This window comes from Pseudoalteromonas distincta, assembly GCF_005877035.1.
Classification (GTDB): Bacteria; Pseudomonadota; Gammaproteobacteria; order Enterobacterales; family Alteromonadaceae; genus Pseudoalteromonas; species Pseudoalteromonas distincta.
Genome location: NZ_CP040558.1, coordinates 520,793 through 545,305, shown reverse-complemented (window position 1 = coordinate 545,305; position 24,513 = coordinate 520,793). Strand labels below are relative to the sequence as shown.

28 protein-coding genes are annotated in these 24,513 nt (G+C 40.0%); 12 read left to right on the top strand and 16 right to left on the bottom strand.

Annotated features, from left to right (window positions below):
- Nucleotides 1–72: 72 nt before the first annotated feature.
- The gene (locus tag FFU37_RS02435) at nt 73–1,029 is read left to right on the top strand and encodes a methylenetetrahydrofolate reductase (RefSeq protein ID WP_039484953.1); all 957 of its coding nucleotides are present in this window, start codon (nt 73–75) and stop codon (nt 1,027–1,029) included.
- 117 nt (nt 1,030–1,146) lie between these two features.
- On the opposite strand, the gene FFU37_RS02430 is transcribed toward FFU37_RS02435, so the two are convergent.
- The 4 genes from FFU37_RS02430 to FFU37_RS02415 form a co-directional block, all read right to left on the bottom strand.
- Nucleotides 1,147–1,344: a hypothetical protein gene (locus FFU37_RS02430; RefSeq protein ID WP_138488629.1), complete on the bottom strand. Its 198-nt coding sequence runs from the start codon at nt 1,342–1,344 to the stop codon at nt 1,147–1,149.
- A 16-nt stretch (nt 1,345–1,360) separates the two neighbouring features.
- Entirely contained in the window at nt 1,361–2,341 is a 981-nt protein-coding gene (locus FFU37_RS02425; RefSeq protein ID WP_138488628.1) for a sensor domain-containing diguanylate cyclase, read from the bottom strand.
- Nucleotides 2,342–2,400: 59 nt separating this feature from the next.
- Nucleotides 2,401–3,648, bottom strand: coding sequence for a DEAD/DEAH box helicase (locus tag FFU37_RS02420; RefSeq protein ID WP_138488627.1), 1,248 nt, complete (start codon nt 3,646–3,648; stop codon nt 2,401–2,403).
- Between the two features lie 176 nt (nt 3,649–3,824).
- The gene (locus FFU37_RS02415) at nt 3,825–4,526 is read right to left on the bottom strand and encodes a DUF3581 domain-containing protein (RefSeq protein WP_138488626.1); all 702 of its coding nucleotides are present in this window, start codon (nt 4,524–4,526) and stop codon (nt 3,825–3,827) included.
- Nucleotides 4,527–4,638: 112 nt separating this feature from the next.
- On the opposite strand from FFU37_RS02415, the gene FFU37_RS02410 reads away from it, so the two are divergent.
- Nucleotides 4,639–5,508, top strand: coding sequence for a CPBP family intramembrane glutamic endopeptidase (locus FFU37_RS02410; RefSeq protein ID WP_175413884.1), 870 nt, complete (start codon nt 4,639–4,641; stop codon nt 5,506–5,508).
- 104 nt (nt 5,509–5,612) lie between these two features.
- Nucleotides 5,613–6,005 carry a hypothetical protein gene (locus FFU37_RS02405; protein WP_039484976.1) on the top strand — a complete coding sequence of 131 codons (393 nt, stop codon included), beginning with the start codon at nt 5,613–5,615 and terminating at the stop codon, nt 6,003–6,005.
- Nucleotides 6,006–6,021: 16 nt separating this feature from the next.
- On the opposite strand, the gene FFU37_RS02400 is transcribed toward FFU37_RS02405, so the two are convergent.
- The 4 genes from FFU37_RS02400 to proB all read right to left on the bottom strand — a co-directional run bounded on the left by FFU37_RS02400 (nt 6,022) and on the right by proB (nt 9,588).
- Entirely contained in the window at nt 6,022–6,321 is a 300-nt protein-coding gene (locus FFU37_RS02400) for a hypothetical protein (RefSeq protein WP_021032137.1), read from the bottom strand.
- A 163-nt stretch (nt 6,322–6,484) separates the two neighbouring features.
- A complete protein-coding gene (gene gltX, locus FFU37_RS02395; RefSeq protein WP_138488624.1) occupies nt 6,485–7,969 on the bottom strand; it encodes a glutamate--tRNA ligase in 1,485 nt (494 codons plus the stop codon).
- Between the two features lie 39 nt (nt 7,970–8,008).
- On the bottom strand, nt 8,009–8,368 hold the full coding sequence (locus tag FFU37_RS02390) for a glutaredoxin family protein (RefSeq protein ID WP_002961611.1): 360 nt from the start codon (nt 8,366–8,368) through the stop codon (nt 8,009–8,011).
- 116 nt (nt 8,369–8,484) lie between these two features.
- Nucleotides 8,485–9,588, bottom strand: coding sequence for a glutamate 5-kinase (gene proB, locus FFU37_RS02385; protein WP_138488623.1), 1,104 nt, complete (start codon nt 9,586–9,588; stop codon nt 8,485–8,487).
- A gap of 119 nt (nt 9,589–9,707) precedes the next feature.
- On the opposite strand from proB, the gene FFU37_RS02380 reads away from it, so the two are divergent.
- Nucleotides 9,708–10,667 carry a DMT family transporter gene (locus FFU37_RS02380; protein ID WP_024597327.1) on the top strand — a complete coding sequence of 320 codons (960 nt, stop codon included), beginning with the start codon at nt 9,708–9,710 and terminating at the stop codon, nt 10,665–10,667.
- On the opposite strand, the gene FFU37_RS02375 is transcribed toward FFU37_RS02380, so the two are convergent.
- From FFU37_RS02375 to pdsO, 3 genes are read right to left on the bottom strand one after another with little or no spacing between them, the layout of a single operon-like run.
- Nucleotides 10,562–11,167 carry a class GN sortase gene (locus tag FFU37_RS02375; RefSeq protein ID WP_138488622.1) on the bottom strand — a complete coding sequence of 202 codons (606 nt, stop codon included), beginning with the start codon at nt 11,165–11,167 and terminating at the stop codon, nt 10,562–10,564. The genes FFU37_RS02380 and FFU37_RS02375 overlap by 106 nt on opposite strands.
- The gene (locus FFU37_RS02370; protein ID WP_138488621.1) at nt 11,164–13,182 is read right to left on the bottom strand and encodes a marine proteobacterial sortase target protein; all 2,019 of its coding nucleotides are present in this window, start codon (nt 13,180–13,182) and stop codon (nt 11,164–11,166) included. The genes FFU37_RS02375 and FFU37_RS02370 overlap by 4 nt, the downstream gene beginning before the upstream one ends.
- 46 nt (nt 13,183–13,228) lie before the next feature.
- Nucleotides 13,229–13,960 carry a sortase-associated OmpA-like protein PdsO gene (pdsO, locus tag FFU37_RS02365; protein WP_138488620.1) on the bottom strand — a complete coding sequence of 244 codons (732 nt, stop codon included), beginning with the start codon at nt 13,958–13,960 and terminating at the stop codon, nt 13,229–13,231.
- 204 nt (nt 13,961–14,164) lie between these two features.
- Here pdsO and pdsR point away from each other — a divergent pair, with 204 nt between their 5' ends.
- The 3 genes from pdsR to FFU37_RS20265 all read left to right on the top strand — a co-directional run bounded on the left by pdsR (nt 14,165) and on the right by FFU37_RS20265 (nt 17,438).
- On the top strand, nt 14,165–14,854 hold the full coding sequence (gene pdsR, locus FFU37_RS02360; protein ID WP_138488619.1) for a proteobacterial dedicated sortase system response regulator: 690 nt from the start codon (nt 14,165–14,167) through the stop codon (nt 14,852–14,854).
- Nucleotides 14,854–16,992, top strand: coding sequence for a proteobacterial dedicated sortase system histidine kinase (pdsS, locus tag FFU37_RS02355; protein WP_138488618.1), 2,139 nt, complete (start codon nt 14,854–14,856; stop codon nt 16,990–16,992). The genes pdsR and pdsS overlap by 1 nt, the downstream gene beginning before the upstream one ends.
- Nucleotides 16,993–17,273: 281 nt before the next feature.
- Entirely contained in the window at nt 17,274–17,438 is a 165-nt protein-coding gene (locus tag FFU37_RS20265) for a hypothetical protein (RefSeq protein WP_175413883.1), read from the top strand.
- Between the two features lie 5 nt (nt 17,439–17,443).
- Here FFU37_RS20265 and FFU37_RS02350 read toward each other — a convergent pair whose 3' ends face one another.
- Nucleotides 17,444–18,694: a multifunctional CCA addition/repair protein gene (locus FFU37_RS02350; protein ID WP_039485010.1), complete on the bottom strand. Its 1,251-nt coding sequence runs from the start codon at nt 18,692–18,694 to the stop codon at nt 17,444–17,446.
- Between the two features lie 132 nt (nt 18,695–18,826).
- Here FFU37_RS02350 and FFU37_RS02345 point away from each other — a divergent pair, with 132 nt between their 5' ends.
- Nucleotides 18,827–19,054 (top strand): hypothetical protein, encoded by a 228-nt coding sequence (locus FFU37_RS02345; protein ID WP_007581571.1) that lies wholly within the window; start codon nt 18,827–18,829, stop codon nt 19,052–19,054.
- A 33-nt stretch (nt 19,055–19,087) separates the two neighbouring features.
- Here the strand turns inward: FFU37_RS02345 and FFU37_RS02340 are convergent, their stop codons facing one another.
- From FFU37_RS02340 to FFU37_RS02325, 4 genes are read right to left on the bottom strand one after another with little or no spacing between them, the layout of a single operon-like run.
- Nucleotides 19,088–19,588 carry a DUF1543 domain-containing protein gene (locus FFU37_RS02340; protein ID WP_138488617.1) on the bottom strand — a complete coding sequence of 167 codons (501 nt, stop codon included), beginning with the start codon at nt 19,586–19,588 and terminating at the stop codon, nt 19,088–19,090.
- A gap of 8 nt (nt 19,589–19,596) precedes the next feature.
- A complete protein-coding gene (locus FFU37_RS02335) occupies nt 19,597–20,946 on the bottom strand; it encodes a sigma 54-interacting transcriptional regulator (RefSeq protein ID WP_138488616.1) in 1,350 nt (449 codons plus the stop codon).
- 2 nt (nt 20,947–20,948) lie between these two features.
- Nucleotides 20,949–21,494: a hypothetical protein gene (locus FFU37_RS02330; protein ID WP_002961638.1), complete on the bottom strand. Its 546-nt coding sequence runs from the start codon at nt 21,492–21,494 to the stop codon at nt 20,949–20,951.
- A 1-nt stretch (nt 21,495) separates the two neighbouring features.
- A complete protein-coding gene (locus tag FFU37_RS02325; RefSeq protein WP_138488615.1) occupies nt 21,496–22,953 on the bottom strand; it encodes a sensor histidine kinase in 1,458 nt (485 codons plus the stop codon).
- 330 nt (nt 22,954–23,283) lie between these two features.
- On the opposite strand from FFU37_RS02325, the gene FFU37_RS02320 reads away from it, so the two are divergent.
- From FFU37_RS02320 to FFU37_RS02305, 4 genes are all read left to right on the top strand, one after another.
- Nucleotides 23,284–23,517: an EF-hand domain-containing protein gene (locus tag FFU37_RS02320; RefSeq protein WP_002961641.1), complete on the top strand. Its 234-nt coding sequence runs from the start codon at nt 23,284–23,286 to the stop codon at nt 23,515–23,517.
- A 24-nt stretch (nt 23,518–23,541) separates the two neighbouring features.
- Nucleotides 23,542–23,769, top strand: coding sequence for an EF-hand domain-containing protein (locus FFU37_RS02315; protein ID WP_024597597.1), 228 nt, complete (start codon nt 23,542–23,544; stop codon nt 23,767–23,769).
- A gap of 186 nt (nt 23,770–23,955) precedes the next feature.
- Nucleotides 23,956–24,192 carry an EF-hand domain-containing protein gene (locus tag FFU37_RS02310; protein ID WP_033021630.1) on the top strand — a complete coding sequence of 79 codons (237 nt, stop codon included), beginning with the start codon at nt 23,956–23,958 and terminating at the stop codon, nt 24,190–24,192.
- 9 nt (nt 24,193–24,201) lie between these two features.
- On the top strand, nt 24,202–24,438 hold the full coding sequence (locus FFU37_RS02305) for an EF-hand domain-containing protein (protein ID WP_002961647.1): 237 nt from the start codon (nt 24,202–24,204) through the stop codon (nt 24,436–24,438).
- Nucleotides 24,439–24,513 lie beyond the last annotated feature (75 nt).

Genomic DNA, 24,513 nt, shown 5'->3' with positions numbered 1-24,513 from the left:
ATAAATCTATCTAGACGTCTAAATGGCTGCTATATTAAATCCATCAAAACAAACTTAGCTGGAATGAGGATTATGGCTTTATCACTAAAAGAGAAGATAGTGGACACCAATCAAGGTGTTTATCTTATTGGTACTACCCCGCCTAAAATTGGCACCGATAAAGCGCAATTAAAAACCATTGCAGAAAAGCTATTAGGTCGCTTACACGAAATTGAATACGACGGCGTGATAATTTACGACATTCAAGACGAAAGCAGCCGAACTAATCAAGACCGTCCATTTGCGTTTAAACAAACCGTTGATCCGCGTGAATACAGCCATTTACTTCGTAATTTATCTGCACAAGATGTGATTACTTATAAAAGTGTGGCGCAGCGTGGCGTAGGCGAATTTAAAGATTGGCTAAGTGAAACTAAAAACGACTACGATTTACAAAATGTTGTTTTAGTAGGTAGCCCATCATCGATAGGCGATATAAAGCTAAGCCTGCCAGATGCGTATAAAGCATTGGCTGAGCAATCAGATGATTTCTTTTTAGGTGGCGTTACGATTGCCGAGCGCCATTCAAGTAAACGAAATGAGCACGAACGATTAATAGAAAAAACAGCACAAGGTTGTCAGTTTTTTATATCGCAAGCTGTTTACGACGCACAAGCTACTATAGAGTTAATTACTAGCTACGCACGTACATGTAAAGCAAAAGGGATTACACCTCAACGTATTATATTAACGTTTACCCCATGCGGCGGCGAAAAAACCTTAGAGTTTATGCAATGGTTGGGTATCTCAGTGCCAGAGGCAACTAAATGGCGCATGCTTGATGCAGACAATACATTAAGCGAATCGGTCCGTATTTGCCGCGAAAACCTCGACCTAATACTTAAAAGCTGTGCGCACCTAGACGTGCCACTGGGCTTAAATATTGAAAGCTTAACAAACCGTAAAGAAGAAATTGATGCGTCAATTAACCTATACCGTTTATTAAAGGCCATTATGGAATTAAACCTTGCGGAAAAGCTAATAGCTTAAAGGCTAGGTAAGAGCTAATTAACACCCTTCTTGGCAAGCCTCATGGCTTGCTTTTTTATGTCCGTACTTTGAAAAATAAATTAATAAGTACAAGTAAAAATTTGCAGCTTAAGCTATTCATTGAAGCTCTTTTTGGTTATTACTCTCAAGCCTTTTTAAGGCAAACCCCATAGAGGAGCACATAACACCAAAAATAATTCCCTCATCAGATATAAATCTAATGCTAGGAAGCGCTTCAAATAAGCTTATTATTGCTAATGAAAAAATAAAACCTATCGCAGAAAAAACCAGCCAAGTTTTTGTGGCATGAGTCATGACGAACTTCCTTTTATTATTGTGCTTTTTTAGCGAGCCTATACGCTTGTTTATTTTTATACATTGCGTGGTCGGCATCATTCAATAGCGCTTCAAAGGGCTGCTTTTGTTTATTAGTAAAACTATAACCAATGCTGAGCGATAAATCGCAAACACCTTCTTTTAGTAAAGCATTTGTATACTCAGTCGAAATTTTATCCATAATGTAGTTAATTTTGCTTTTATCACTTAATTGCATTACTGCAACAAACTCATCACCACCTAAACGCCCTACTATGTCGGCATCTCTTAAATGGTTTTTTAGCGTATCAGCCAAAATAATTAAGGCTTTGTCACCTACTTCATGACCAAAGGTGTCGTTTAATTTTTTAAAGTCGTTTATATCTATAAACAAGCAACATACGTCGAATCCCAAACGCAGTGCTAAATTAAGCTTTTGCTGAGCTAGTAAGTTAAGTGCTCGGCGATTATAAATATCTGTTAATGAGTCTAACATGGCTATTTCGCGCATTTGTTCATAGCTGTAAACAAGCGCTAGGTCGTCTTCAATTAAATCGCGTAGTTGCTCTATGAGCTCAAAGTATTCATCGGTATAGCTAGTTATTTTAGTGTCTTTTAAGCATAGCGTGCCAAATACTTCACCTTCTGGCCAATGAATAGGTAAGCCTAGGTAGGATTCAACGCCATCCTCAACTACTTCTGGTAGGGTGTTCCATGCATCGTTATTGCTTGCATCATTAACATATAAAATATTATTAGTTTCAGCGACGTGCCGACAAAAAAGAGGTGTTTGAGGGGGAAGTATCGGGTTGGTTTCAAAGCTTGAGCCACCTTCGTTATTTCTAATAACAACGCGATAGCCTTTGCTTGTTGCCTGAACTATATAACCAGACGGGGCTGAAAAAAGCCCCGTGATAAGGTCCATTGTTTTTTGCCATTTATGCAAAGATATTTGGCCATCAACACCAGAGAATGCCCATTTATCAGTTTCAAACATTAACTTTACCTCGGCTATTTAATAGCTCCAGTATAGGCAAAAAAGTAAAGTAAAAGCTATTATTTACGACGTCTACTTGGCTCTCTTTTACCTGTAATGCGTTTTTTATCGCGATCTTTTCGCGATTTATTCGTATTTTTACGATTATCTTTGGGCTTTTTATTTAAGTCAGGCTCGTAACCTTCTAACCACTGCGGCGTTAAACGCGTATCGAGTAATACTTCAATTTCTTCTAGCAGCCATTGCTCATCAAGACTTACCAATGACATAGCAAGCCCTTGTTCACCAGCGCGACCTGTACGGCCAATACGGTGCACATAATCCTCGGCAATGTACGGCAGTTCAAAATTAATTACGTATCTAAGTGTAGAAATATCTAAACCACGCGCAGCGACATCGGTTGCAACAAGTACGCGTGTAATACCTTCTTTAAAGTTTTGCAGTGCACGGTCACGTGCGCCTTGCGATTTATCGCCATGGATTGATTCGGTTTTTAAACCGTCTTTACACATTTCTTTAGCGAGCTGATCGGCCATTTGTTTTGTGCGCGTAAAAATAAGCACTTGGCGCCAGTTTTTCATGCCAATCATATGCGATACAAGTTCGCGCTTACGGTCTTCATCTACAGCGTAAATAACTTGCTCTACTTCAACCGCAGCTGAGTTACGTTTATCAACTTCAATTAGCTCTGGGTTTTTAAGTAGTTTTTTACTGAGTTCAAACACGCTGTCATCAAACGTAGCTGAAAAGAGTAAAGTTTGGCGATCGCCCGGTATATGTCGCAATATACGTCTAATTTCATCAATAAAGCCCATATCAAGCATGCGGTCGGCTTCGTCAAACACTAAAGAGTCTACGCTTGAAAGTACCACACTGCCTTTAACTATATGATCAAGCAAACGCCCTGGTGTGGCCACTATAACTTGTGCTGTTTTAAGTGCTTTTATTTGAGGGCCAATACTTGCACCACCATAGGCTAAAGCACCATTGATGTTAGTGCCTTGTGCGTACTTTTCAAAGCTGGCAAATACTTGCTGAGCAAGCTCTCGTGTTGGCGTTAAAATTACAACGCGGGCAAGGCCTTGCTCATCTTTTTTAGGGGTATTCAAAAGCTTATGTAATATAGGTAAAACAAAGGCGGCGGTTTTACCCGTACCTGTTTGCGCGCTGCCCATTACATCACTTCCGGCTAAAATAGGCGGAATAGTTTTAATCTGAATTGCGGTAGGCTGAGTGTAATTATTTTGCTCAATCGCTGTTAATAATAACGGGTCGAGATTAAGTGATGAGAACGTAGTGGCAGACATAGGCTTAGCTTTAAAATAACAAAGAGCGCTATTGTACGCATATTACTGTACTGCGTAAATTAACCAGTCCAGAAAAGTATTTAATCGTGATTGCTCTCTTTCGCTTTAGCGCTAAAACAATAAAAAAGGCGCTAAATAACTGTTGTATTTAGCGCCTTTTTTAATTTGCTGTAGCTTTAAGCTGGCTTTAGTGTCGCTTTACGTTCGTTGTAAAACGCTATTAAATCGTCAACTGTTGCTTGGCAGTATTCGCGAATACCCGAAACCACCATGTGCTTTTCACCACTACCCACTTTAACGCCGTTTTCTAACAGGTTAAAACGTAGTGTAATTTTTCCGCGCTTACCAGTGTACTCAAAGCTTGGCTCTGCAAATTCAAGTGTCGGCGCTGTAATATCAAGGTTATCAAGATTGATAAGCATTGATTCGTAAATTACCATTGGGCGCGCAGGGTTTATCATTACCTCTTGCTTGCCCATTAATGGAATAATTACATGCGGAAAAGTTGTACCAGAAAACTCAACATAATTTTTTATTAGACTATTAGTTAGTGCTGGGCATTGGCTGGTTTTACCGCTGCGCTTTACCTTTAAAATTACTTTTTCGCCATTGGTAACATCAAACTCATCTGCTCCCTCAGGGAAATGTAGTTTGGTGTTTTCATCAACCATACCGGCAAAAGTAAATTCCATTTGTTCACTAATACCGTAGCGGTCTAGTACCAATGAAAAAAGTAAGTCTCCTGGCGCGCAAAACTTTTTGGCATCTTTGTCATGAAGTGGATTGTAATCGTCAGCAACGCATTTAGCGAAGCGACAACCCTGCTCACGAGAGATAGAAACATAATCAGCATGCTGCTGAAAAAAAGGACTTAACATAGTTTGTTCACTGCTTAAACTGCTTATAACCTATCTATATTACCAGAAAAAAAATATTGAGAGGTCGAATCTGTTAGATTAATGGCTAAATAAAACAGAGTAATAAAAAACAATGACCTTTTATTTATTAGCACTATCAATTATATGTGTTTTTCCGTACTGCAAAATATCAATAATGCGGCAACCCCTTTGGCACTACTTAATGGCTTTAAGTGTAGTAAGTGGGTATTTTCAAGGTTATGTAAATTTGTATGCTCTGCTCAGCACTGGGCTTTACGTTGTTTTATACTACTGTGTGCTAAATGCAAAGTGGGCAATAATACGCGCTATTTTAAGTACTGTTTTTATAATTTCCTCACTGGCATTAGCACTTCATTGGGTGCCTGGTTTTAATAACCTCCCTATTGTTATAGATGAGCGTATTACAAGCGATGCGATTGCTTTTACCCTTTATGCTAATTTTGATAAAGCTATGGCTGGGTTATTCCTTTGTGCTTACTTTTATTCGAATAAAAAAGCTTTAAAAGCAGACTCTAATAAAGCAGGCCCATTAAACGTTAAACAACCTATTTTTATAATTATTGCTACTGTTTTAGCTTCGCTCACTGCGGCTTTAACACTTGGACTTGTAAGCTTTAACCCAAAAGTGCCCAACTTTTGGTTAGCCTTTATTGCTATTAATCTTTTATTTACCTGTGTAGCTGAGGAAGCTTTGTTTAGAGGTTTATTACAAACCAAACTTAGCCAAATAATCACATCTACTCGCCTAGCGCTACTTGCCCCAATAATGACAGCTGCAGTGTTTGCTTTGGCGCATATTGCTGGAGGATTTAACTATGTATTGGTTTCATTTATTGCAGGCTTAGGATATGGCTATATTTTTTATAAAACGCAGCGCTTAGCGTGGGCTATTTTATGCCATTGGTTAGTTAATGTTTGCCACTTCTTTTTGTTTACTTACCCTATGCTCAGTAAAATCTAAATACATTTACAAATGCTAACAATTTACTTAGTAGTAAACATTGCCCGCATTTAATTTTGTTAGTAATTTACTATTTCAAATAATAAATTAAGGGACTAATAAATATGCTACGTTTTATAATGGCAATAACAGTGCTGGCCACAATAACTGGTTGTTCAGGCATGACTTATCATACAGATATAGACAACGGTGTTTTATCTCAAGAAATTGGCACCTACGTTAATAAAAGAGATTTACAGCAATTTTATAGCGACCAAGAAGCACACGAAAGTGGCGCAACACTTTTAGGCCGAATAGAAGGTGAAAGCTGTGATGGCGACGGCATGGGCAGCAATAATGTAAGTTACAATCGCTCTAAATCAAACGCGATTGATTTACTTAAAGCTGATGCTATGCGCAGAGGCGGAAATGCTTTTACTATTAATTCTTGTAGTGAAACGTCTGTATCGTATTGCGACCTATCTGTTTTATGCACCGGACAGGCCTACGACTATTAATAAGTAAAAGTGCAAATTATATATTAAGCGCAAAGCTAAGTAGTACGCGCTTTCCAGACTCGATTTTAGATACGCTGTGTTCGTACTTATCGGGTCTGAATAAATACACGCGATTAAATAAATTTATAATGCATTTTGAGCATTTAAATACCCCACCCGCTTTAGGTTTTTCTAATACAAAGTTGAGCTTGTAATAGCGCCCTTGCTGCACAGGGTCAATATGGTTCATTACGCTGTGATTAGTTGGGTAAGTAACAAGGTTTATCGAAAATGTATTACTGCTAAAAATAGCTTTGTTTTTAACGGTTGCAATCATACTGTCTCCTATGAGTTTATATGCCGCATTGTAGCATTTAGTAAATTATGAATGCTTAGGCTAAACAATATCAAAATACGATGTCATATAGCTAAACAGCCTGAAACAAAAAAGCCGAACTTATTTTACTAAGCTCGGCTTTTAAAAGTACATTGTTTAGTAATTATGCACTTGGGTATTCGCGGTACGCACGCTCTATATTTTTAGCCTGCTTTTTAGAAATACCTAAATGAGCAAGTGCTACACGTAAACGAGCACGTGATAGGTCAGACCCCAATATTTCCATTGCATCAAGCACCGACGTACTTGATGTTTTGCCTGTAATTGCGACAAAAATTGGCTCTAAAAAGTCTTTGATTTTAAGCTCGTGGAATGTAGCCACTTCTTTTGCAATTGCAAAAATAGCGGGCTTATCAAAGCTACGTAAGCCTTCTAGCTGCCATACAAAAAATTGTAGTGCTTGGCGTATTACGTTTTCGTCTGCTTTACCAGCTGTTAATAGCGCAGGATCGTAAGTTGGAATACCACCTACAAAGTGCCCTGCCAGCTCAACCATATCCGAAAGGGTATTAATACGCGTTTTAGCCTCAGGTAATACTTTAGCTAACATTTCACCGTTAAACTTCCAATCAACAAAGCGCTGAATTAACTGCTCGTCGGTTAGATTTTCGCGGATCCACATGCCGTTTAACCAGCTTAATTTATCCACGTCGAATACTGGGCCACCAAGCGATACGCGCTTCATGTCAAAGTTTTCAATCATCTCATTAAGTGTGAACTTTTCACGCTCATCTGGCATTGACCAACCCATACGACCTAAGTAGTTAAGCACGGCTTCTGGCAGGTAACCCATTTCTTTATAGTAGTTAATAGACGTTGGGTTTTTACGCTTAGATAGCTTTGATTTATCTGGGTTACGCAGTAATGGTAAATGACCAAGTACTGGCGCTTCCCAACCAAAATCTTCGTAAAGTTTTAATAACTTAGGTGCTGAGTTAATCCACTCTTCGCCACGGAAAATATGACTAATTTGCATATGGTGGTCATCAACTACGTTCGCTAAAAAGTACGTTGGGAAACCATCCGCTTTTAAAAGCACTTGCATGTCTACGTTTTCCCACGGGATCTCAATTTCATCTCGTAGGTAGTCGTTAAACTTAAATGTGCCTTCGCTTGGGATTTTCATACGTATAACGTAAGGTTTGCCTGCCGCTAAGTTTGCTTTAATTTCTTCCTCTGTATGGTTTAAACCACGACCGTCGTATTTAGGGCGCAAGCCTTCTGCCATTTGCTCTTCACGCATTTGATCAAGCTCTTCGCTTGTTGCAAAGCAGTAAAACGCTTTACCATCGTCAACTAACTGATGCGCGTATTTTTTATATAAATCGCTACGCTCAGATTGACGGTAAGGACCAAATTCGCCACCCACATCAGGACCATGATCCCACTCAAGCCCTAACCAGCGTAAGCTATCCATAATCGCAAGTTCAGACTCTGGCGTGCTACGTACTTGGTCTGTATCTTCTATACGAAGTACAAATTCACCGCCTTGTTGTTTAGCAAAACAGTAGTTAAATAAGGCGATATAAGCGGTGCCAAGATGCGGGTCACCAGTTGGCGACGGGGCAACACGGGTGCGAATTGTCATGGTAAATTCTCTTTAAATAAGTGAGATAATAAAAGTGGTTTATGCAGCTACTTTGTTTAAGTAAGCAATAATATCGTTTGATTCATACAGCCATTGTACTTGGCCATTTTTCTCTATACGCAGACAAGGCACTTTAACTTTGCCGCCTTGCTCAAGAAGCTCTTGACGATATTGCTCATTATTTTTTGCATCACGCGTTTCTATGTTTAAGCCTTCGCGCTTAATAGCGCGGCGTACTTTTACACAAAACGGGCATGCTTTAAATTGGTACAGTTTAAATTGTGAGGTTTGCTGATCAAGCTGTGCTTGCTCGTCGCTTGCACGCTTTTTACTGCGAGGAGTAAATACAAAATTAAAGAATAAGATTATACAACCTAAAAACCAACGAACTAATTTCATGTTCTGTGCTCTGCTTACAACAATTTAAGGAGCCAGATTTTAGCATAAATTTACAATCAAAAAAGTGTAATACTGCGAGAATTACACTCACGTAATTTAATTTACTAAAAGTGCTGCTATAGCAATACCATATCATCCCTATGAAGTACTTCTGCGCCACTATCGTAATCGAGTAATTGGCCTATTTGACTAGAATGCGCACCCTTTATTTTATTTACCTCGGTGCTACTAAAACGCGTTAAGCCCCGTGCAATCACTTGATTTTTAGTATCTATTAAATCAATTAAATCACCGCGTTCAAAATGTCCAAATGCATTAGTAACGCCTTTAGCGAGTAAGCTTGCACCTTTATTTTGAAGGGCACTAATAGCACCTGCATCTATAACAATTTGGCCGGTACTTTTAGGCCCGGCTAGTAACCATTTTTTACGGCCATCTTTTGGAGCGGTGAGTTTTAAAAAACGCGTGCCTGGTAACTCGTCACTCATACATTTTAAAATAACGTTTTTACCTGCGCCTTTAGCAATAATAACTTCAACGCCTGCACGCCTTGCAATGTCGGCGGCTTGCAGTTTAGTCGCCATGCCGCCAGTACCTAAGTTTGTACCACTGCCACCAGCAAGTTGGCGCAGCTCATCGTTTATATGTGTTACTTCGCCAATGAGGGTGGCATCGGCATTTGTGCGAGGATCGCTGGTAAATAACCCTTCTTGATCGGTAAGTAGCAATAATTTATTAGCATTAGCCAAAATAGCAACAAGTGCCGATAAATTATCGTTGTCGCCTACTTTTATTTCACTGGTAGCGACTGCGTCATTTTCGTTAATGATGGGCACAACATCGTAATTTAATAACGCATTGAGTGTATCGCGGGCATTAAGGTAGCGCTCTCTGTCGTCTACATCAGCGCGAGTAAGCAGCATTTGCCCTACATTTACCCCATATAAAGCAAACAAGCTCTGCCAAATATGAATAAGTTGACCTTGTCCAATTGCAGCAAGCATTTGTTTATCAATTAAGCTTCTGCCACAGGGTTTTAATAGTTGTTCGCGCCCAGCAGCTACCGCGCCGCTCGATACTAAAATAACCTGATGCCCCTGCTTTTTAAGCTCGCAGCATTGGCGTACTAATTCAACCATATGTGCTTTGTCTAGCTTATCGGTGCCGCCAGTTAGTACGCTTGTACCAAGCTTTACAACTATTACCTGTTCCCTTTGCATGTGCTTTTTACTATTGATTAATTAAAGATGAATTAATTTATACCAGCTCGGTATTTTTGAACAAGTTAAAAATTTTCATGCTAGGATCTGATTTTATTAAATTAAGTAAATTACTCTCTATGCCTGCCAGTTTATGTTTAATTATTGCCACCTTTTTATGGGGCAGCTCTTTTATTGCGCTTAAATACGCCATTGCTATTTACGACCCTGCATTGGTGATATTTTTACGCATGCTCACCACGTTAGTTTTGTCGCTTTGTTTATGGCGCTACGTTATTCGGTTTGAGTATTTAAAAGGTGACTGGAAGTATTTAGTGGGTATGTCGCTTGCTGAGCCTTGCTTATACTTTTTATTTGAAGGCCATGCAATGGAATACACATCAGCCTCGCAGGCCGGTGTTATTGTCTCTTGCTTACCTATTATTATTGCGTTGCTTGCCTTTGTATTACTTAAAGAGCATATAAGCAAAGCCATTGTTGTCGGTTTTACGCTGTGTATAGGTGGCAGTATTTTACTTACGCTTCTTTCACCAAGTACCGACCAAGCACCTAATCCGTTACTAGGTAACTTTTTAGAGCTTATGGCTATGGTGTGCGCTGCATTTTATACCGTAAGTATTAAACATTTAGCTAATCGCTACTCGCCCCTGACTTTAATTGCGTTGCAAGGTATTAGCGGCAGCTTGTTTTTTGCGCCGTTTTTATTTTTTATCGACCTACCAAGCGAAAATCAACACGACTTAACTGCGCTCATGAGCATTTTGTATTTAGGTTCGTGTGTAACCCTTGGCGGCTACGGCATGTACAACTATGCAATTAGCAAGGTATCGGTATTAACCGCTGCTGCGTACTCTAATTTAATTCCTATTTTTACACTTATTTTGTCAGCTATTATTTTGGGCGAAGTGCTCAACGTTTGGCAATGGCTGAGCATATTTGTGGTATTTATTGGCGTAATGGTAAGCCAGCGCCATCAAGAACTCGTGGTTGATATACCGCTTAGTGAATCAGGCGAAGACATTTGCGCAGATACAAGCAATCTTAAATCAGTACCCGAGGCAAGCGAATCAAAAGGGTAACAGGTAAGCAAATACAGCCCAGGTGTTTGTAAAAATGAGTTTTGGGATTGATGAATAACCTCAATCCCCGTTACCTTATAATTTTGAATCACCCCACTTTGCAGTTGCAAAGTAAACGCCTCTCCCACTTTGGCGTTTTGTAAAAATGCAAAGTGGGTGTCGTTATGCCCAGCTATTAGCGAGCCCTTTTCGTTTCCAAATTCTTTTCCGCCCAGCTCCCCTGCGGGTAAAAATTGGCTAGGCGCAAACGCTAAATTACGACCACTCGCTCCAGCCAATACACTTAATGTTTTATTATGACTTGGCCAATCAAGCTTTGCAGTCACGTAGCTGTCGGCGTAATACCACGGCTTTACTTTAGTGCCGGGTGATTTAAGCGCCTCTTGCCATGCTTGCTCAATTAATACTTGAGCAAGCCATGCTTTTGCCTGCATATAAGCACCGTGACCAAATAATCCAAGCCCAGCTATTAGCAAACCCGCGCTTAGCCACTTTTTCATTTACGTGCCCTGCTTAATTTAAATGATCGGTTTATTTTAAGGGCGCCAAATCCCAATAATAAAATACAACCTAGCAATATATGTAACCTGCTTTGCCCATCGGTTTGCGGTAAGCGCATTGCCATACCTTGCGGTACTGCATTAGTAGCTTGCGCCGTTTGCTCTGCCACTTCTTTTATTTGAGTTTGTTCAATCGCTATAAAAGCAGTAAACGGGCTAAGTAATTGATGAGTAAGCGCAAGCTCCTGTACTTCACCTTTAACTACACTTTGCTCGTTGTATAAAAGTAATGACTTGATTTTTTGGCGCGCCCACAGTTTTGCTATACCTTGAGCGCTTGAGCTATTTTGTGTACTTAATTTAATACTTAAAGGCCCTTGTGCTGTTTGCCCAGCAAGTACCACACTTTTAGCATTATTAAGTTTTATAGCGACCATGATAGGCTCGCCAAAATATAAATCAGGAAGTGGTGATGGCCAAAAATCTAAGCTATTACCGCTTTCATCGCTTAGCGCCAAGTTAGTAATAGCCGGATGTGCAAGCTTATCAAACAACTGCTGCATTTTAGGTTGCACCTCGCTTGTGCTGCCTATAAACGTAAATGAGCCTTTACCTATATCTGCTGCTCGGCGCATAAAAAAGCTGTTAGGTGCGCTGCCAATACCCACTGTAAATAAGCGGCTATCGCCTAATTTACTTTGAATATTTTTAAATAATGCATATTCATTACTTACGCTGCCATCAGTTAAAAATACAACTTGGCGTACAAAACCATCAAACTGGCTGCCATCAAGTACGGCATTTAGCGCACCTTGTATTTCAGTGCCGCCGTCGGCTTCTAGGCTATAAATAAATCGCTCTGCACGGCGTAAATTAAAGTCACTGGCTATAAGTGGTTTATCGCTCATTGGAGTTACTATGTTGTCAAAACCAATAATGTTAAAGCTGTCGTCGCTATCGAGTAATGACAGTGCATAAAACAAGGCTTTTTTAGCTTGCTCCATAGATTGCCCGTGCATAGACCCTGACGTATCAACTACAAATACCATTTCGCGAGGTAAGCGCTGTGTTTGTGTAAAGTGATCCCCTGGTGGCATTAGCATAGCAAGCCCGTATCGGTCACCATTTTCAAACTGCTGAGTAAAAAATGCGGCTTGAGCTTGCTCTTTTTGCAGCGGTTTAAACTCAAGTACAAAGTCGCGATTAACTGCATTTGTCTCATTTAACGCTATTTTATATTGTCCAAACGCGGTGTTTTGCACATCAACATTGTGAAATTTAGAACTGATATCCACCAGCTCTAAACCTACGTCTATATTAATGTTTAAGCTAAATTGGCTGCTTGGTACGTTATCATTTTGATTACTGCTTTTAATACTGTAAACAGGGCTTAACCATCCCGTTGGGAGTGAGTTAACGTGCGTTTGGTTCTGAGTACTCACCTCAACTTCACCACTAATCGCGTGATAACGTGGGGTAATAGTAGTAGGAAACCTAATAGCAAATGTGCCGCTGCTGTAGTCAATTATTTCTTGATACTCAAGCTCAATAATTACTTGCTCCCCAGGGCCAATATTAGCCACATTCGTAATAAACATATTGGCGCGTTGTTGGCGAACTAAAGCCGCTTGCTTACCTGCTTTTTTAGCCTCCTCGTATTTTTTTTCGGCTTCCACTTTTTTATCAATTTGGCCTTTAATAACTCGCTCACCTATACGCATCGTCATCGCATGTACGGCGCTTTCATCAGGCAATGGAAAAACGTAGCGCGCATTAACCGCAAACGGGTTTTCGTTTTGATAGGTTTGCGTGACGACAACATGATTAATCAGGCCAGTTAAGGTCATATTGGCGTCGCTTTTTAATATTATTGCTGGACCTGCTGGCGCCCCATTGCTATCAAAAAGCTCTAACTTGGGTGATTGCGCATGGCTTTTGAAGCTCGCTAACAGCACAATCGCTATGAATATAAAAATGCTTACTTTAGTAAGCATTTTGGTTGGTTTACTCAACATAAAATCACTCCATCGAACGCTTTGTTTTACTTAGATTCAGTTAGTTTTAGTTACTCGCCGTTTGGCCATTTGCTGGGCTCATTGAGCGAGTGGTAAGCGTTACGCGTCTATCAAAAAAGTTATCTTCTACTGTGTTGCTATTAGCCAATGTTTGCTGCTCGCCAAATGCCTGCGTACTTAAGCGTTTGTGGCTCACACCGTGTTTTATTAAATAGCTTTGCACGGCATTTACACGCGCTCTGGAAAGTAAAAGATTAGCTTGCTTATCGCCGCGTTGATCGGCAAAGCCACTTAAATCAAGTGCGAGTTGTGGTTGGTTGTTTAACAAGGTAACGAGTTGGTCTAACTGCAGCGCAAAATGCGGGGCAATAACACTTGAACCTGTTTTAAATTGCACCGTCATCGCCAATAAGTTATTAATTTGAACTTGAGTTAACTGCTCATTTTGATTGGCAAGCACTTCTAGCTGTTGCTCTAACATATTATTGTGGTTAAGCACGTGTTGGTAATCGCTGGTTTTTTCTTTCATGACCGTAATTGCACGCTCTTGCTCTGCAATTTTGTTATCAGCTACTTTTGAATCACCTATTAAGCCACCGGCAAATGCACCAATAAACGCACCAATTGGTCCGCCCACTACGCCGCCAATAATAGCGCCTGCACCTAGCCCAATAGCCGTTGCTTTATGGGCTTCTTTTGATGGCGTGTTAGATGTTGAGGCAATTGCTGGAGTACAAAAACTAGCAACGAGTGTTAACGCAATTAATGTCTTCTTCATGATTTGATCCTTAAACTTACTTTTTAATTTGTGATGTTTTGTTTTGATGGGTGTATTAAAACAAGCTCAAGTGGCAGCAAAGGGGATCAAAAATGGCAAACTGCTGAGCAATTGTGGCAAAAAAGTGGCAATTGCCTTTTTAACCTTACTTAGCTTAAAAACTTCGATATAGTGCACAACAGAGCCGATAGGATAATGATTAAAATGAAAAAAATAGCCATCGTTGAAGATGAACCCGCAATCCGCGAAAACTACATAGAAATGCTGAGCGCACAGGGCTACAAAGTAAGTGGCTTTGAAAATCGCGCCAGCGCTGAAGCTGCATTTAAAGACGCCCTGCCCGATTTAGCCATTGTTGATATTGGCCTAGGCCATGAAATAGATGGTGGTTTTTTACTGTGCCAAACACTGCGTTCGCTTTCTAAAACACTGCCTATTATTTTTTTAACCGCCCGCGATAGCGAAATAGATACTGTATGCGGCCTGCGCATGGGCGCCGACGACTACCTAACAAAAGACATAAGCTTGGCTCACTTGGCTGCACGTATTGGTGCGCTGTTTCGCCGAATGGAAGCACTTGAACAACCCGCTGATGCAAACGCCCTCATAACACGCGGGCACTTAACGCTCGACACGCAACGTATGCAGGTATTTTGGCAGCAACAATTAGTTGATTTAACCGTAACCGAATTTTGGATGCTGCATTCACTCGCCCAGCGACCAGGCCATGTTAAAAGCCGTAACGATTTAATGAGCGATGCAAAAATTTATGTAGACGACAGCACTATTACTTCACACGTAAAACGTATTCGTAAAAAGTTTATAGCACTCGACAGCACCTTTGATTGTATAGATACCGTGTACGGTATGGGCTATCGGTGGGAACAACACTAATGCTACGATTTGGTCTGCGCAGTAAATTTATATTACTTTCATGTTTTTTGTTTTTGCTGCCGTGGCTTGGCTACGAGTACGTATGGGAAATGGAAAAGTTTTTACGCCAAGGCCAAGAAAAAACCCTCGTAGGCACTACTCGCGCACTTGCCACTGCATTACATGAACGCCCTGCATTATTTGACGAGCAAACTAACTTTTTAGACCAAGTAGTAAAAGGCCGCGATTTATACGCTTATAATCTTAAAAACCCTATTCAGCTCGACGGTAAACTTAACGATTGGGACAGCTACCAACCGCTATTTTGGCATTACGATAAGCGCTACTTACAAAAAACAGATAACAAACATCAAGCTTGTGACTTATCGTTTTATCATATGGTGGGAAAATTTGATAACTACTTATACGCCGTATTTAAAGTAACCGACAATACCCTTATTTATCGCGCTAAAAATAGCTTAAGTATTACCAATAACGATTATTTACAAATTGGCTTAAAAACACCTGACGGCCAATTTAATACCTATATAATTGCGCCACGCCAAGATGGCTGGGTTAATGCGTTTGATGCAAATACCAAAGCCCCTTTTACAAAAATTCAGGGCTATTTTGAAAGTACCGAATCAGGTTATAACGTAGAGCTGCGCTTTCCTATTAGCATGCTGGGCAACAAGCTTGGCTTTGCTGTTGTTGATATAGATAGTAAAGAGGCATTGCTAGAGCCTAAAATAATGTCGACCTCAAACTTAAATAACCCAAACGATTTGGGCTCGGTATTAGTCCCTTCCCCAGAAATTAGCCGTATTTTAAAAGGCATGGGCCACAGCGGTAGCCGCATTTGGGTGGTTGATAACCATCATCGCGTACTTGCGCAATCGGGTACTATTCAAAATGCAGATGGCGTATGGGCTGATGGGCTTGCTAATAAAGCACCTGAAACTTGGTGGCAACGCTTTGAGCAAAATTACTTACACCCAATTTACTATAAAATATTAACGCGCCCCGAAAATGAGTTTTTAGATACCCTGCACGATGTAGCCTCTATGCAGGGCACACATTTAGCGAAAGCATTAAAAGGACAGCCAGCATCGTCTTGGCGATTAACACCCGACAGTAAAGCCGTTATTTTATCGGCCGCTTACCCTATTTGGATTCAAGACCAAGTAATTGGCGCGGTAATAGCAGAGGAAACCACAAACGGCGTACGTACGCTGCGTAACAAATCGCTCGAAAAACTCTTTAACGTTATTTTAGCTGTGATGCTAATTGGTACTGTCACCTTGTTCTTTTTTGCCTCACGTATATCGAACCGAATTAGGCGACTGCGCGATACAGCTGAACAAGCAATTGATGCACAAGGGCGTGTTACAGGGAGTATTAATTACAGCGATGCTAACGATGAAATTGGCGACCTGTCTCGTAGTTTTTCAAATATTGTGAGCCGACTTGGTGGCTATACCGATTACTTAGAAAATATGTCGTCGCGGTTATCACATGAGCTGCGCACGCCGGTTGCCGTAGTGCGCTCATCACTCGAGAACTTACAAAGCTTGCCACAAAACGAGCTGAGTCAAAAATACCTCGATCGCGCCAGTGAAGGCGTTGAACGCTTAGGGAAAATAATAACCACCATGAGCGAAGCCACTCGCCTTGAGCAAAGTATTCAAAGCAACGAGCCTGAGTCTTTTGATTTACAAAAAGTAATAAATGGCTGCATGCAAGGCTATCAGCTTACTTACCCAAACCAGTTATTTACGCTTGATGTATGCCAAAACAAATTACCTATGCAAGGTGCACCGGAGTTTATAGCTCAGCTGCTTGATAAACTTATTAATAACGCGCTGGAGTTTAGTGAAGCCAATACGGCTATTAATGTAGGCCTTAAGCAGAGCGAAAATAAAGCAACATTAACAGTGAGAAACACAGGCCCTGCGTTACCCGAAGGATTAACTGAGCATATTTTTGATTCAATGGTGTCGGTACGTAGCCAGCAAATGCAGCAACAGCCACATTTGGGATTAGGGCTTTATATTGTAAGGCTGGTGTGCGACTACCACAAAGGCAGTGTAACCGCGCAAAACAACGAACAAGGTGATGGTGTCGTGTTTACCGTAACACTGCCGTTAGCTAATGGTTAGGGCTGTATTTATACCGTTATATTTGTACCGTTATATTTATAGCCACTGCATTATATGCAAATAGTAAGTGCGTAATAAATTAAATTCAGCTGTATATTTTTAGTTAAAAAGAGTTACTTTAATTTACCTTAACTCCATATAAGTTAACAAATAAACTCCTCTCATCCCTTAAAACCTGCCGGTTACAATTTAGTACAACTTCAAATGTAACTATTCACTTTTTATTCAGTCGAATGACCATACCCTACATCATATTAAAGTATTAAATTGAAGGAATACTCATGAAACCATCACTAGAGCGTGAAGAACTAGACTTTATTTTTGACTTATACAGGCCCTCTAAAAAACCTGAGCCTGAAGAGATAAAACCAAAAAACACCAATTACAAAGAGCTAAGAAAGCACGACGCGACTAAAAACCAAGGCGTATCGCACTACTTAGTCTAATTTTATTACGCTTGGGACTTCTCATGTTCTAAAAATGCTTTAATGCAGTTTATTTCTGCAAGTTTTACTTCTTCGCCTATTTCAGGGCCTTTTTTGCCATTTTTAAGTGCATCTTGCACTACTTGTTTCTTATCCATTTTTTGCAGTTCAGTATGAATTGCTCGCAGCTTAGCTGCTTGCGGGTATGGCTTATCGACCAGTGTTTCACCACGCCCTTGTGCATCACATTGGCATGCTTGGGTAAACGCTATAAAACGTTCTGGGTGTACCAACGCATTTAAGTTAGTCACTATTAGCTTGTGAATGGTTTGCGGCCTTAACTGATCAATTGTATGGCAAAGGGTGTGATTATCACTGGTGAGTACGCCAACATCACGAAAACGGTTAGGCACTTTTAAGCGCTCACAAAACGCCTCAATAACTGCAACACCTTCGCGTTCGTGCCCACGTAGGTTTCCATGCTTTTTAAAACTAAGCGCTTTTCCAAAATCATGGGTAAGTGCAGCAAAACGTGCTTCTAAGTTAAAATTTAAATCGGCTGCACGCCTAAGTACCAACATAGTATGCACAAACACATCCCCTTCAGGATGATGGTTTGCCGGTTGCGGTACATTAACCATGCGCTCAAGTTCTGGAAAAATACCTAAACCTTGCAGTGCTTCAAAATAAAGCTCAGGGTGCTTTTCACCCAGTGCTTTTTCAGTTTCAAGCCACACGCGCTCAGGTACTAAATGATTTAGCTCACCTTTATTTTTAAGCTCGCGCATTAATGCATAGGTACTTGGGTGAATACGCCAATCACTGCCATAGCGCGCTAAAAAACGGGCAATACGCAGTACTCGAACAGGGTCTTCTACAAATGCCTCAGTGGTGTGGCGCAGTGTTTTATTTTGTAAGTCAGTTTGGCCATTAAACGGGTCAATAATATTACCGTGTTCATCAAGCGCCATTGAATTTATGGTCAAATCGCGCCTTGCTAAATCTTCTTCGAGCGTTACCGTTGGGCTGGCATCAACTACAAAGCCAGTATAGCCTTTGCCACTTTTACGCTCTGTGCGCCCAAGTGCGTATTCTTCTTTTGTTTTTGGGTGTAAGTAAACCGGAAAGTCACTACCTATTGGCACAAAACCAAGCGATTCCATCGTTTTTGGTGTTTCCCCAATCACTACATAGTCGTTATCTTTTGATTTTATATTTAGCAGTTTGTCGCGCACTGCACCGCCAACGAGGTAAACTTGTTTTAAGTTACTTTTCACTTTATTCCCAATAACACTTGCCCAATTGTTTGACGCTAATCATATCATTAATTAAAAAATTCTGCGGTATTTGCCAAGCTTAAGTAAGCTCATTACAATGGCGCATTATTTTTAGCTAAAGCCTCACAATTAATGAAAAACCATTCATCAAAAAAAGAACTCATGTTACTACCCATTTTATTAGTGGTTATTTTGATGTGTGTGGCGGGTCACTTTTTACTACAAGCAAATTTTCAAGACAGTAATGTGGTTGAATACATGTTGGCAGCACTGCCGTTTGCTATGTTTGGGTTGGTTATTGTGGCGTTTAAAATGGCGGCTAAAAGCGAAAAAGATGAGCAAAACGAGCAGGATTCTTAATCCTGCTTTATCTTTTTAGAGCGCTCTATTTATTTAAAGTACGTGGTACCCAAACCAATCTGGCTTTATCGGCTGCGATATACCGCTGGGCGTGAGCTTAATGTTTAGCTGGCTGTCGAGTAAATCAATGGCAAAGCAATCGTCCACATCATGTAAATCATCTTTATGAATATGACTAAGCCCTGCGAGCAAATCGTTTTTAGCGCGCTCTTTAGCTTCATGGCTACTGCTTGCAACATACAGTGCAAAGTCATGTTGCTCAGCCATGGAATCACTTCTGTAAGCGCCTAAATTTACAAAATAGAGTTGTTTATTTTGCTCCACATAGCTATCAACAACTTCTACTTTAAAGCCATCGATATGATTAATTGCCATGTAGCTATCCATGTGAACACTACTTCTGTCGCCTACCCATTGGCTTTTTAACTTTGAGTAGGTTTGCTCTATATTTTCCCCTACTACAAAACGAATATCATGCATTTCAATGTGGCAACCTTGAATCCGGCCACCTAAATACACCATAAATAACTGCATGCTTTTCCTTAACCTAAATTATCAACATCAATATTATGCTTTTTAATCAACTTATAAAAATCTGAGCGGTTGCGCTTGGCAAGCTTAGCGCCTTCAGCTACGTTACCACCTGCCATTTTTAAAGTGTTAATTACATAGTCGCGCTCAAACTCTTTTTTAGCGTCGTTTAGTGATAATGGTTCTACGTTTGTTTCGTTACTATTTAGCGCAGCTAACACTAAATGCTCTGAAATAACATCGCTTGGCGTTAATGCTACAACCTGCTCTACTACGTTTTGTAATTGGCGGATATTACCTGGCCAGTCGTAACGTACAAGCGCATGCATAGCATCGCTTGCAAAGTGTTTTTCAGTTTGGTTCATGCGCTTAGCAATGCTTGCACTAAAGTGCTGTGCTAATAAGCTTATATCTTCGCGGCGCTCACACAGTGGCGGTAATTTTAAATTAACTACGTTTAAGCGATAGTATAAATCTTCTCTAAATTGCTGGTTTAAAATAGCTTCAGGAAGATTTTTATGTGTTGCCGACACTATGCGTACATCAATTGCTATCTCTTCTTGAAAACCTACTGGGCGAATTGTTTTTTCTTGTAATACGCGCAGTAACTTAACCTGTAAGTTAAGCGGCATATCGCCAATTTCGTCTAAAAATAACGTGCCACCCTGTGCTTGTTGAAACAAACCTTGGTGATCTTTAATTGCACCCGTAAACGAGCCTTTTTTATGACCAAATAATTCAGACTCTAAAAGCTCCCCAGGTACAGCGCCGCAGTTAATTGCAACAAAAGGGCCACTGCTTACATGGCTATGCTGATGAATCGCCTGTGCGAGTAGCTCTTTACCAGTACCACTAGCCCCCGAAATCAATACATTAACTTGCGTTGGCCCAAGTAGTTTTACTTGCTCTAACAAGTGCAGCATTGCACCACTGCGCGTAACTATATTACTTTTAGGTGCAGCTTCATCGGCGTTAACACCATGAATTTCTATCGCTTTAGCAAGGCTGTCAAATAGCTCATCTTTATCCACTGGTTTAGTTATAAATGCAAAAATGCCCTGCTTAGTTGCCTCTACGGCATCAGGAATTGAGCCGTGCGCTGTCATCATAATGACAGGTAATGCTGGGTAGCGGCTTTGCAGCTGACGATGCAGTGCCATACCATCCATTTCATCCATGCGTAAGTCGGTTATTACGGCGTCAAACACTTGGCTTTTAAGTATTTGTAGTGCGGTTAAGCCGCTTTCGCAGGTTGTCACTTCGTATCCTTTTGATTCGATACGAATAGCGAGCAGTTTTAATAAGCTAGCGTCGTCGTCTACGAGTAATACTTTTGCACCTTGTACTTTAGTTGCGGCCATCGTTACTGCTCCTTCGTTTCTTCTCGTAGTAAAAGTTGCTGCTCAATCGTTGCTAACGATGAGAGGGTTTCTTGCATTTTATTATTAAGTGCTTGCTGCTCTTTTTTAGCATTTATTTGCATAGTTACTTGCTGCTTTTGAAGCCATAAATATTGCTTTATGTCATCAGGCCAAAAGTAAGCAAGATCGAGCTTTAACAACTTAGTCATTACCGTATTTGGATCATCATTTATGTTTAAGCACATGAACTTAAAAAAGCGTTTAAGCTCGTTTTCGCCTGTAAAAACATCTTTGCTAGGTACCAATTTGAATCCACCACACTGATTAGCATGCCATGCAATAACCTGCTCTGCAGGAGGATAGCTTGGCTCAATTTTTGGTCTAGGCTTTGGACTAGGGTTACTGTTTTTATCGTTCGCTTTTTTTGTATCGACCACAGGTGCAGGTGTAATTGACACACGCTCTTCTTGCCCATTATTAATTTCACAACCTGATATAACCATGCTGCTACTGAGCACACATAAAATAGCGATTAAACGCAAGCGCATGTTAATTAACTCCTAGATTTTTTGTTATGGGAATTTTAATTGAAAACCGGCAACCATGTGGCTCGTTATGCTCAACACTAAGTGTACCTCTTAGCTGTTCAACAGACTCTTTTACAATAGTTAAACCCAGTCCACTGCCTTGCAGCGTAACATTTTTACTGTGTTTACCTTGATAAAATGCGCTGAAAATTTGAGTTTTTTCTTGCTCTTTAATACCGCAGCCTTTATCAATCACAACGATACAAAGCTGGTTTTGCTCAAGCGCTAAATTAATAGTAACGCTTTGCTTATCTTCTGAAAATTTTAAGCCATTTGAAATAAGCTGAATTAAAATCATCTCAATAAGCTCACTAGGTAAAGCAAGCGGTTTGTTAGGTAAAGTATTTTGCCACTGCAGAGCTTGCTGACGCGCAGTTAAGCGATGCTCAAAATGGCTATTAATTTTATTAATAAGAAGACTAAATTCAACTTCGCTTAAGCTGTCTTTACTGGTGCGAATCGCATTATAACTCAGCAAACTGTCAATCATTGTGCGAAGGCGCACCATAGATTGGCTAATGAGCTCAAGCACCGCTTTTTGCTCAGCAGTAATTGGGCCTACTATTTCATCAGTTAATAAGTCAGTGCCTTCAACCATTGAAGCAAGCGGCGTTTTTAGCTCATGAGTTACATGGCGTAAAAAAGTATCTTTTTGCTGCTCAAGCATATGAAGCTGTTCTTGTACCCATTGGAGCTTTTCTCCTAGCTCAACAAGCTCAGCTGAACCTTTCACAGATATTTTTTGCTGCCAATGCCCCTGCCCAAGCTTATCAATAACCGTAGTTAACCCTTTTAGCCGCCCACTTATGCGCCATAAAAAACCTCCCCCAACAATTAAAGTCAGTGGGATAAGTGCCACCAGCCAGTTTATAAATGACGCTTGCAGGCTTGTAAGCTCATTTTGGTTATTGGTAATTTGCGCTTCGTTTTTATCACGTAACCATAAAGTAAGCTCAGCAATTAAATCGCTCACTGGCACAAATAGCTCAGCTTGTTGTTGTTTTTGCTCAACGAGTTTTACATGCGCGGTTTGTAAGGTGGTATATAAGCGTTGCCATTGGTTGATATACTCTTTATTCGTGTTTACAAATTTGAGTTCATCAATGCTTTGTAGGGATGATTGCCATTTATCAACAATGAGCTTATCTAGCGATTCACTTTTTAATACCCAGTTTTGTCTAGTGGCGCGTTCAAGACTGTTGAGTTCTTGCTTTAAAGTGTTAAACGATTTGGTAACTTGGTAGTTGCTACTCACAATACTTTGAGTAACCGCTAATTGCTTATTAAGCGCATTTAAAAATACGATCACCACTATAGAAAGCGGCAGTAACGAAAGCAGCATACTCATTGCAAATTGCCCAATTAAATTAGGCCGCCAGTTAAGCATTGCTTGGTATTTTTTAGCTATGGTTGCTGGCATTTCGTTTAGTCCTTTTAAGTTAAGCGTTCTATTATTAAGTGCTTACCTTATACACTAGCTGAACCAGCAATTATATTTAATACGATTAACAGCCAGCACTACAAAACAATGTGTCGCCAAATAGAGACAACGTAACTCGTTGATTTTAATAAACTCCCTTTTAACCCCATTAAATAGTGTTGCAAAAGGCGCACAAAAATTACAATAAACCCAGTAAAAACTTCTCACTGGCTTAAAGCTAAAACAATAACCAGTTGAAAAATAACAACAATTATTATTGGCACCATTTTTGTAATAGGAGTAATAACTTTAATCAATAAGGAAATAATTATGAACAAACGCATTTTAGTAATTTCATCATTACTGGCTTTAGGCTTTTTAGGCGCTAATGCACACGCAATGGACGTTCACGCGACTTTTAACGAACTTGATAAAGACAGTAACGGCACATTAAGTGAAGCCGAAGCAGGTGAAGATGCTGTGTTACACGAGAATTTTTCTCAAATTGATACTAATCAAGATGGGCAATTGTCGCTAGATGAATTCAAAAAATTTATTCAATAAACTCATTTAATAAGGAACGTGATTATGAAACAACTTATAGCCGCTTTTTCATTAATGTTTTTAGCAATTAGTGCCACCGTAATTGCATCGCCAACAAATGTGCGTTTTGCCCACTTAGATAAAGACATGGACGGACAAATATCAATTGCAGAAGCAAAGGAAGACAAGGAAGTAATGAGACAATTTGCCGACTTAGATGAAGACGGTGATGAAAAGGTCTCAAAAAAAGAATTTGAAAGCTTTAAACCTTAATGAGTAATTACTGATTAAGCTTTACTTAAGCTTGTTATAGGTAAACTGGAATTAAAAGCATTTGCCATAATCCCTGAGGGAGTGTGTAAAAGGATTTAATGTTGGGAGTTAAATTACGGCAAGTGCTTTTTCCTTTTCACTTTATTTTAGCCACAAACTTTAAATACATCTTTTGGAAGGAACACCATGAAGATACTTCCCCTTATTATAAGCATCTTAATGCTATTAAGCTTTGATGCCGCTGCACTTGATGTAAAGCAACGCTTTGATCACCTCGATAGCGACAAAAGTGGCTATTTAACGCATGACGAACTTGATCCCCAACCACAACTATTAAACACATTTGTAAAATGGGACAAAAACCAAGATAACCAAATTTCGTTAATCGAATTTAAAAATTACCTTACCAATAACCTCTACTGAGTATTTTTCATGAAAAAAACAAGCTATATAGCGCTTTTTGCGTTTAGTATTTTTAGCACATTAGGCTTTGCTGCAAGCAACAATGTTGCAGAGCAATTTGAAAAACTTGATAGAAACCAGGATGGTTTTTTAACACGTTCAGAAACCGCTGTAGACCCCGCTTTGTGGTCTCGGTTTTCAAGCTACGATCAAGACAAAGACGGCAAGCTAACGCTAAGTGAATACAGTTTATACGCTAGTAAATAAACCCTTTCAAAAGCTAGATATTTTATGTTCTAGCTTTACTGCTTTTTTCTTCATCATAATTTGTCTCACATATTG

What these genes read in the sequence shown, in the direction of transcription:
- FFU37_RS02425 (WP_138488628.1), bottom strand. Translation starts at nt 2,341, where the DNA reads ATGTTTGAAACTGATAAATGGGCATTCTCTGGTGTTGATGGCCAAATA.
- FFU37_RS02410 (WP_175413884.1), top strand. Translation starts at nt 4,639, where the DNA reads ATGACCTTTTATTTATTAGCACTATCAATTATATGTGTTTTTCCGTAC.
- FFU37_RS02310 (WP_033021630.1), top strand. Translation starts at nt 23,956, where the DNA reads ATGAAGATACTTCCCCTTATTATAAGCATCTTAATGCTATTAAGCTTT.
- FFU37_RS02315 (WP_024597597.1), top strand. Translation starts at nt 23,542, where the DNA reads ATGAAACAACTTATAGCCGCTTTTTCATTAATGTTTTTAGCAATTAGT.
- FFU37_RS20265 (WP_175413883.1), top strand. Translation starts at nt 17,274, where the DNA reads ATGAAACCATCACTAGAGCGTGAAGAACTAGACTTTATTTTTGACTTA.
- pdsS (WP_138488618.1), top strand. Translation starts at nt 14,854, where the DNA reads ATGCTACGATTTGGTCTGCGCAGTAAATTTATATTACTTTCATGTTTT.
- FFU37_RS02320 (WP_002961641.1), top strand. Translation starts at nt 23,284, where the DNA reads ATGAACAAACGCATTTTAGTAATTTCATCATTACTGGCTTTAGGCTTT.
- FFU37_RS02420 (WP_138488627.1), bottom strand. Translation starts at nt 3,648, where the DNA reads ATGTCTGCCACTACGTTCTCATCACTTAATCTCGACCCGTTATTATTA.
- gltX (WP_138488624.1), bottom strand. Translation starts at nt 7,969, where the DNA reads ATGACAATTCGCACCCGTGTTGCCCCGTCGCCAACTGGTGACCCGCAT.
- FFU37_RS02430 (WP_138488629.1), bottom strand. Translation starts at nt 1,344, where the DNA reads ATGACTCATGCCACAAAAACTTGGCTGGTTTTTTCTGCGATAGGTTTT.
- FFU37_RS02330 (WP_002961638.1), bottom strand. Translation starts at nt 21,494, where the DNA reads ATGCGCTTGCGTTTAATCGCTATTTTATGTGTGCTCAGTAGCAGCATG.
- FFU37_RS02405 (WP_039484976.1), top strand. Translation starts at nt 5,613, where the DNA reads ATGCTACGTTTTATAATGGCAATAACAGTGCTGGCCACAATAACTGGT.
- FFU37_RS02340 (WP_138488617.1), bottom strand. Translation starts at nt 19,588, where the DNA reads ATGCAGTTATTTATGGTGTATTTAGGTGGCCGGATTCAAGGTTGCCAC.
- FFU37_RS02345 (WP_007581571.1), top strand. Translation starts at nt 18,827, where the DNA reads ATGAAAAACCATTCATCAAAAAAAGAACTCATGTTACTACCCATTTTA.
- FFU37_RS02335 (WP_138488616.1), bottom strand. Translation starts at nt 20,946, where the DNA reads ATGGCCGCAACTAAAGTACAAGGTGCAAAAGTATTACTCGTAGACGAC.
- pdsO (WP_138488620.1), bottom strand. Translation starts at nt 13,960, where the DNA reads ATGAAGAAGACATTAATTGCGTTAACACTCGTTGCTAGTTTTTGTACT.
- FFU37_RS02370 (WP_138488621.1), bottom strand. Translation starts at nt 13,182, where the DNA reads ATGTTGAGTAAACCAACCAAAATGCTTACTAAAGTAAGCATTTTTATA.
- FFU37_RS02325 (WP_138488615.1), bottom strand. Translation starts at nt 22,953, where the DNA reads ATGCCAGCAACCATAGCTAAAAAATACCAAGCAATGCTTAACTGGCGG.
- FFU37_RS02390 (WP_002961611.1), bottom strand. Translation starts at nt 8,368, where the DNA reads ATGAAATTAGTTCGTTGGTTTTTAGGTTGTATAATCTTATTCTTTAAT.
- FFU37_RS02435 (WP_039484953.1), top strand. Translation starts at nt 73, where the DNA reads ATGGCTTTATCACTAAAAGAGAAGATAGTGGACACCAATCAAGGTGTT.
- FFU37_RS02375 (WP_138488622.1), bottom strand. Translation starts at nt 11,167, where the DNA reads ATGAAAAAGTGGCTAAGCGCGGGTTTGCTAATAGCTGGGCTTGGATTA.
- FFU37_RS02380 (WP_024597327.1), top strand. Translation starts at nt 9,708, where the DNA reads ATGCCTGCCAGTTTATGTTTAATTATTGCCACCTTTTTATGGGGCAGC.
- pdsR (WP_138488619.1), top strand. Translation starts at nt 14,165, where the DNA reads ATGAAAAAAATAGCCATCGTTGAAGATGAACCCGCAATCCGCGAAAAC.
- proB (WP_138488623.1), bottom strand. Translation starts at nt 9,588, where the DNA reads ATGCAAAGGGAACAGGTAATAGTTGTAAAGCTTGGTACAAGCGTACTA.
- FFU37_RS02305 (WP_002961647.1), top strand. Translation starts at nt 24,202, where the DNA reads ATGAAAAAAACAAGCTATATAGCGCTTTTTGCGTTTAGTATTTTTAGC.
- FFU37_RS02415 (WP_138488626.1), bottom strand. Translation starts at nt 4,526, where the DNA reads ATGTTAAGTCCTTTTTTTCAGCAGCATGCTGATTATGTTTCTATCTCT.
- FFU37_RS02400 (WP_021032137.1), bottom strand. Translation starts at nt 6,321, where the DNA reads ATGATTGCAACCGTTAAAAACAAAGCTATTTTTAGCAGTAATACATTT.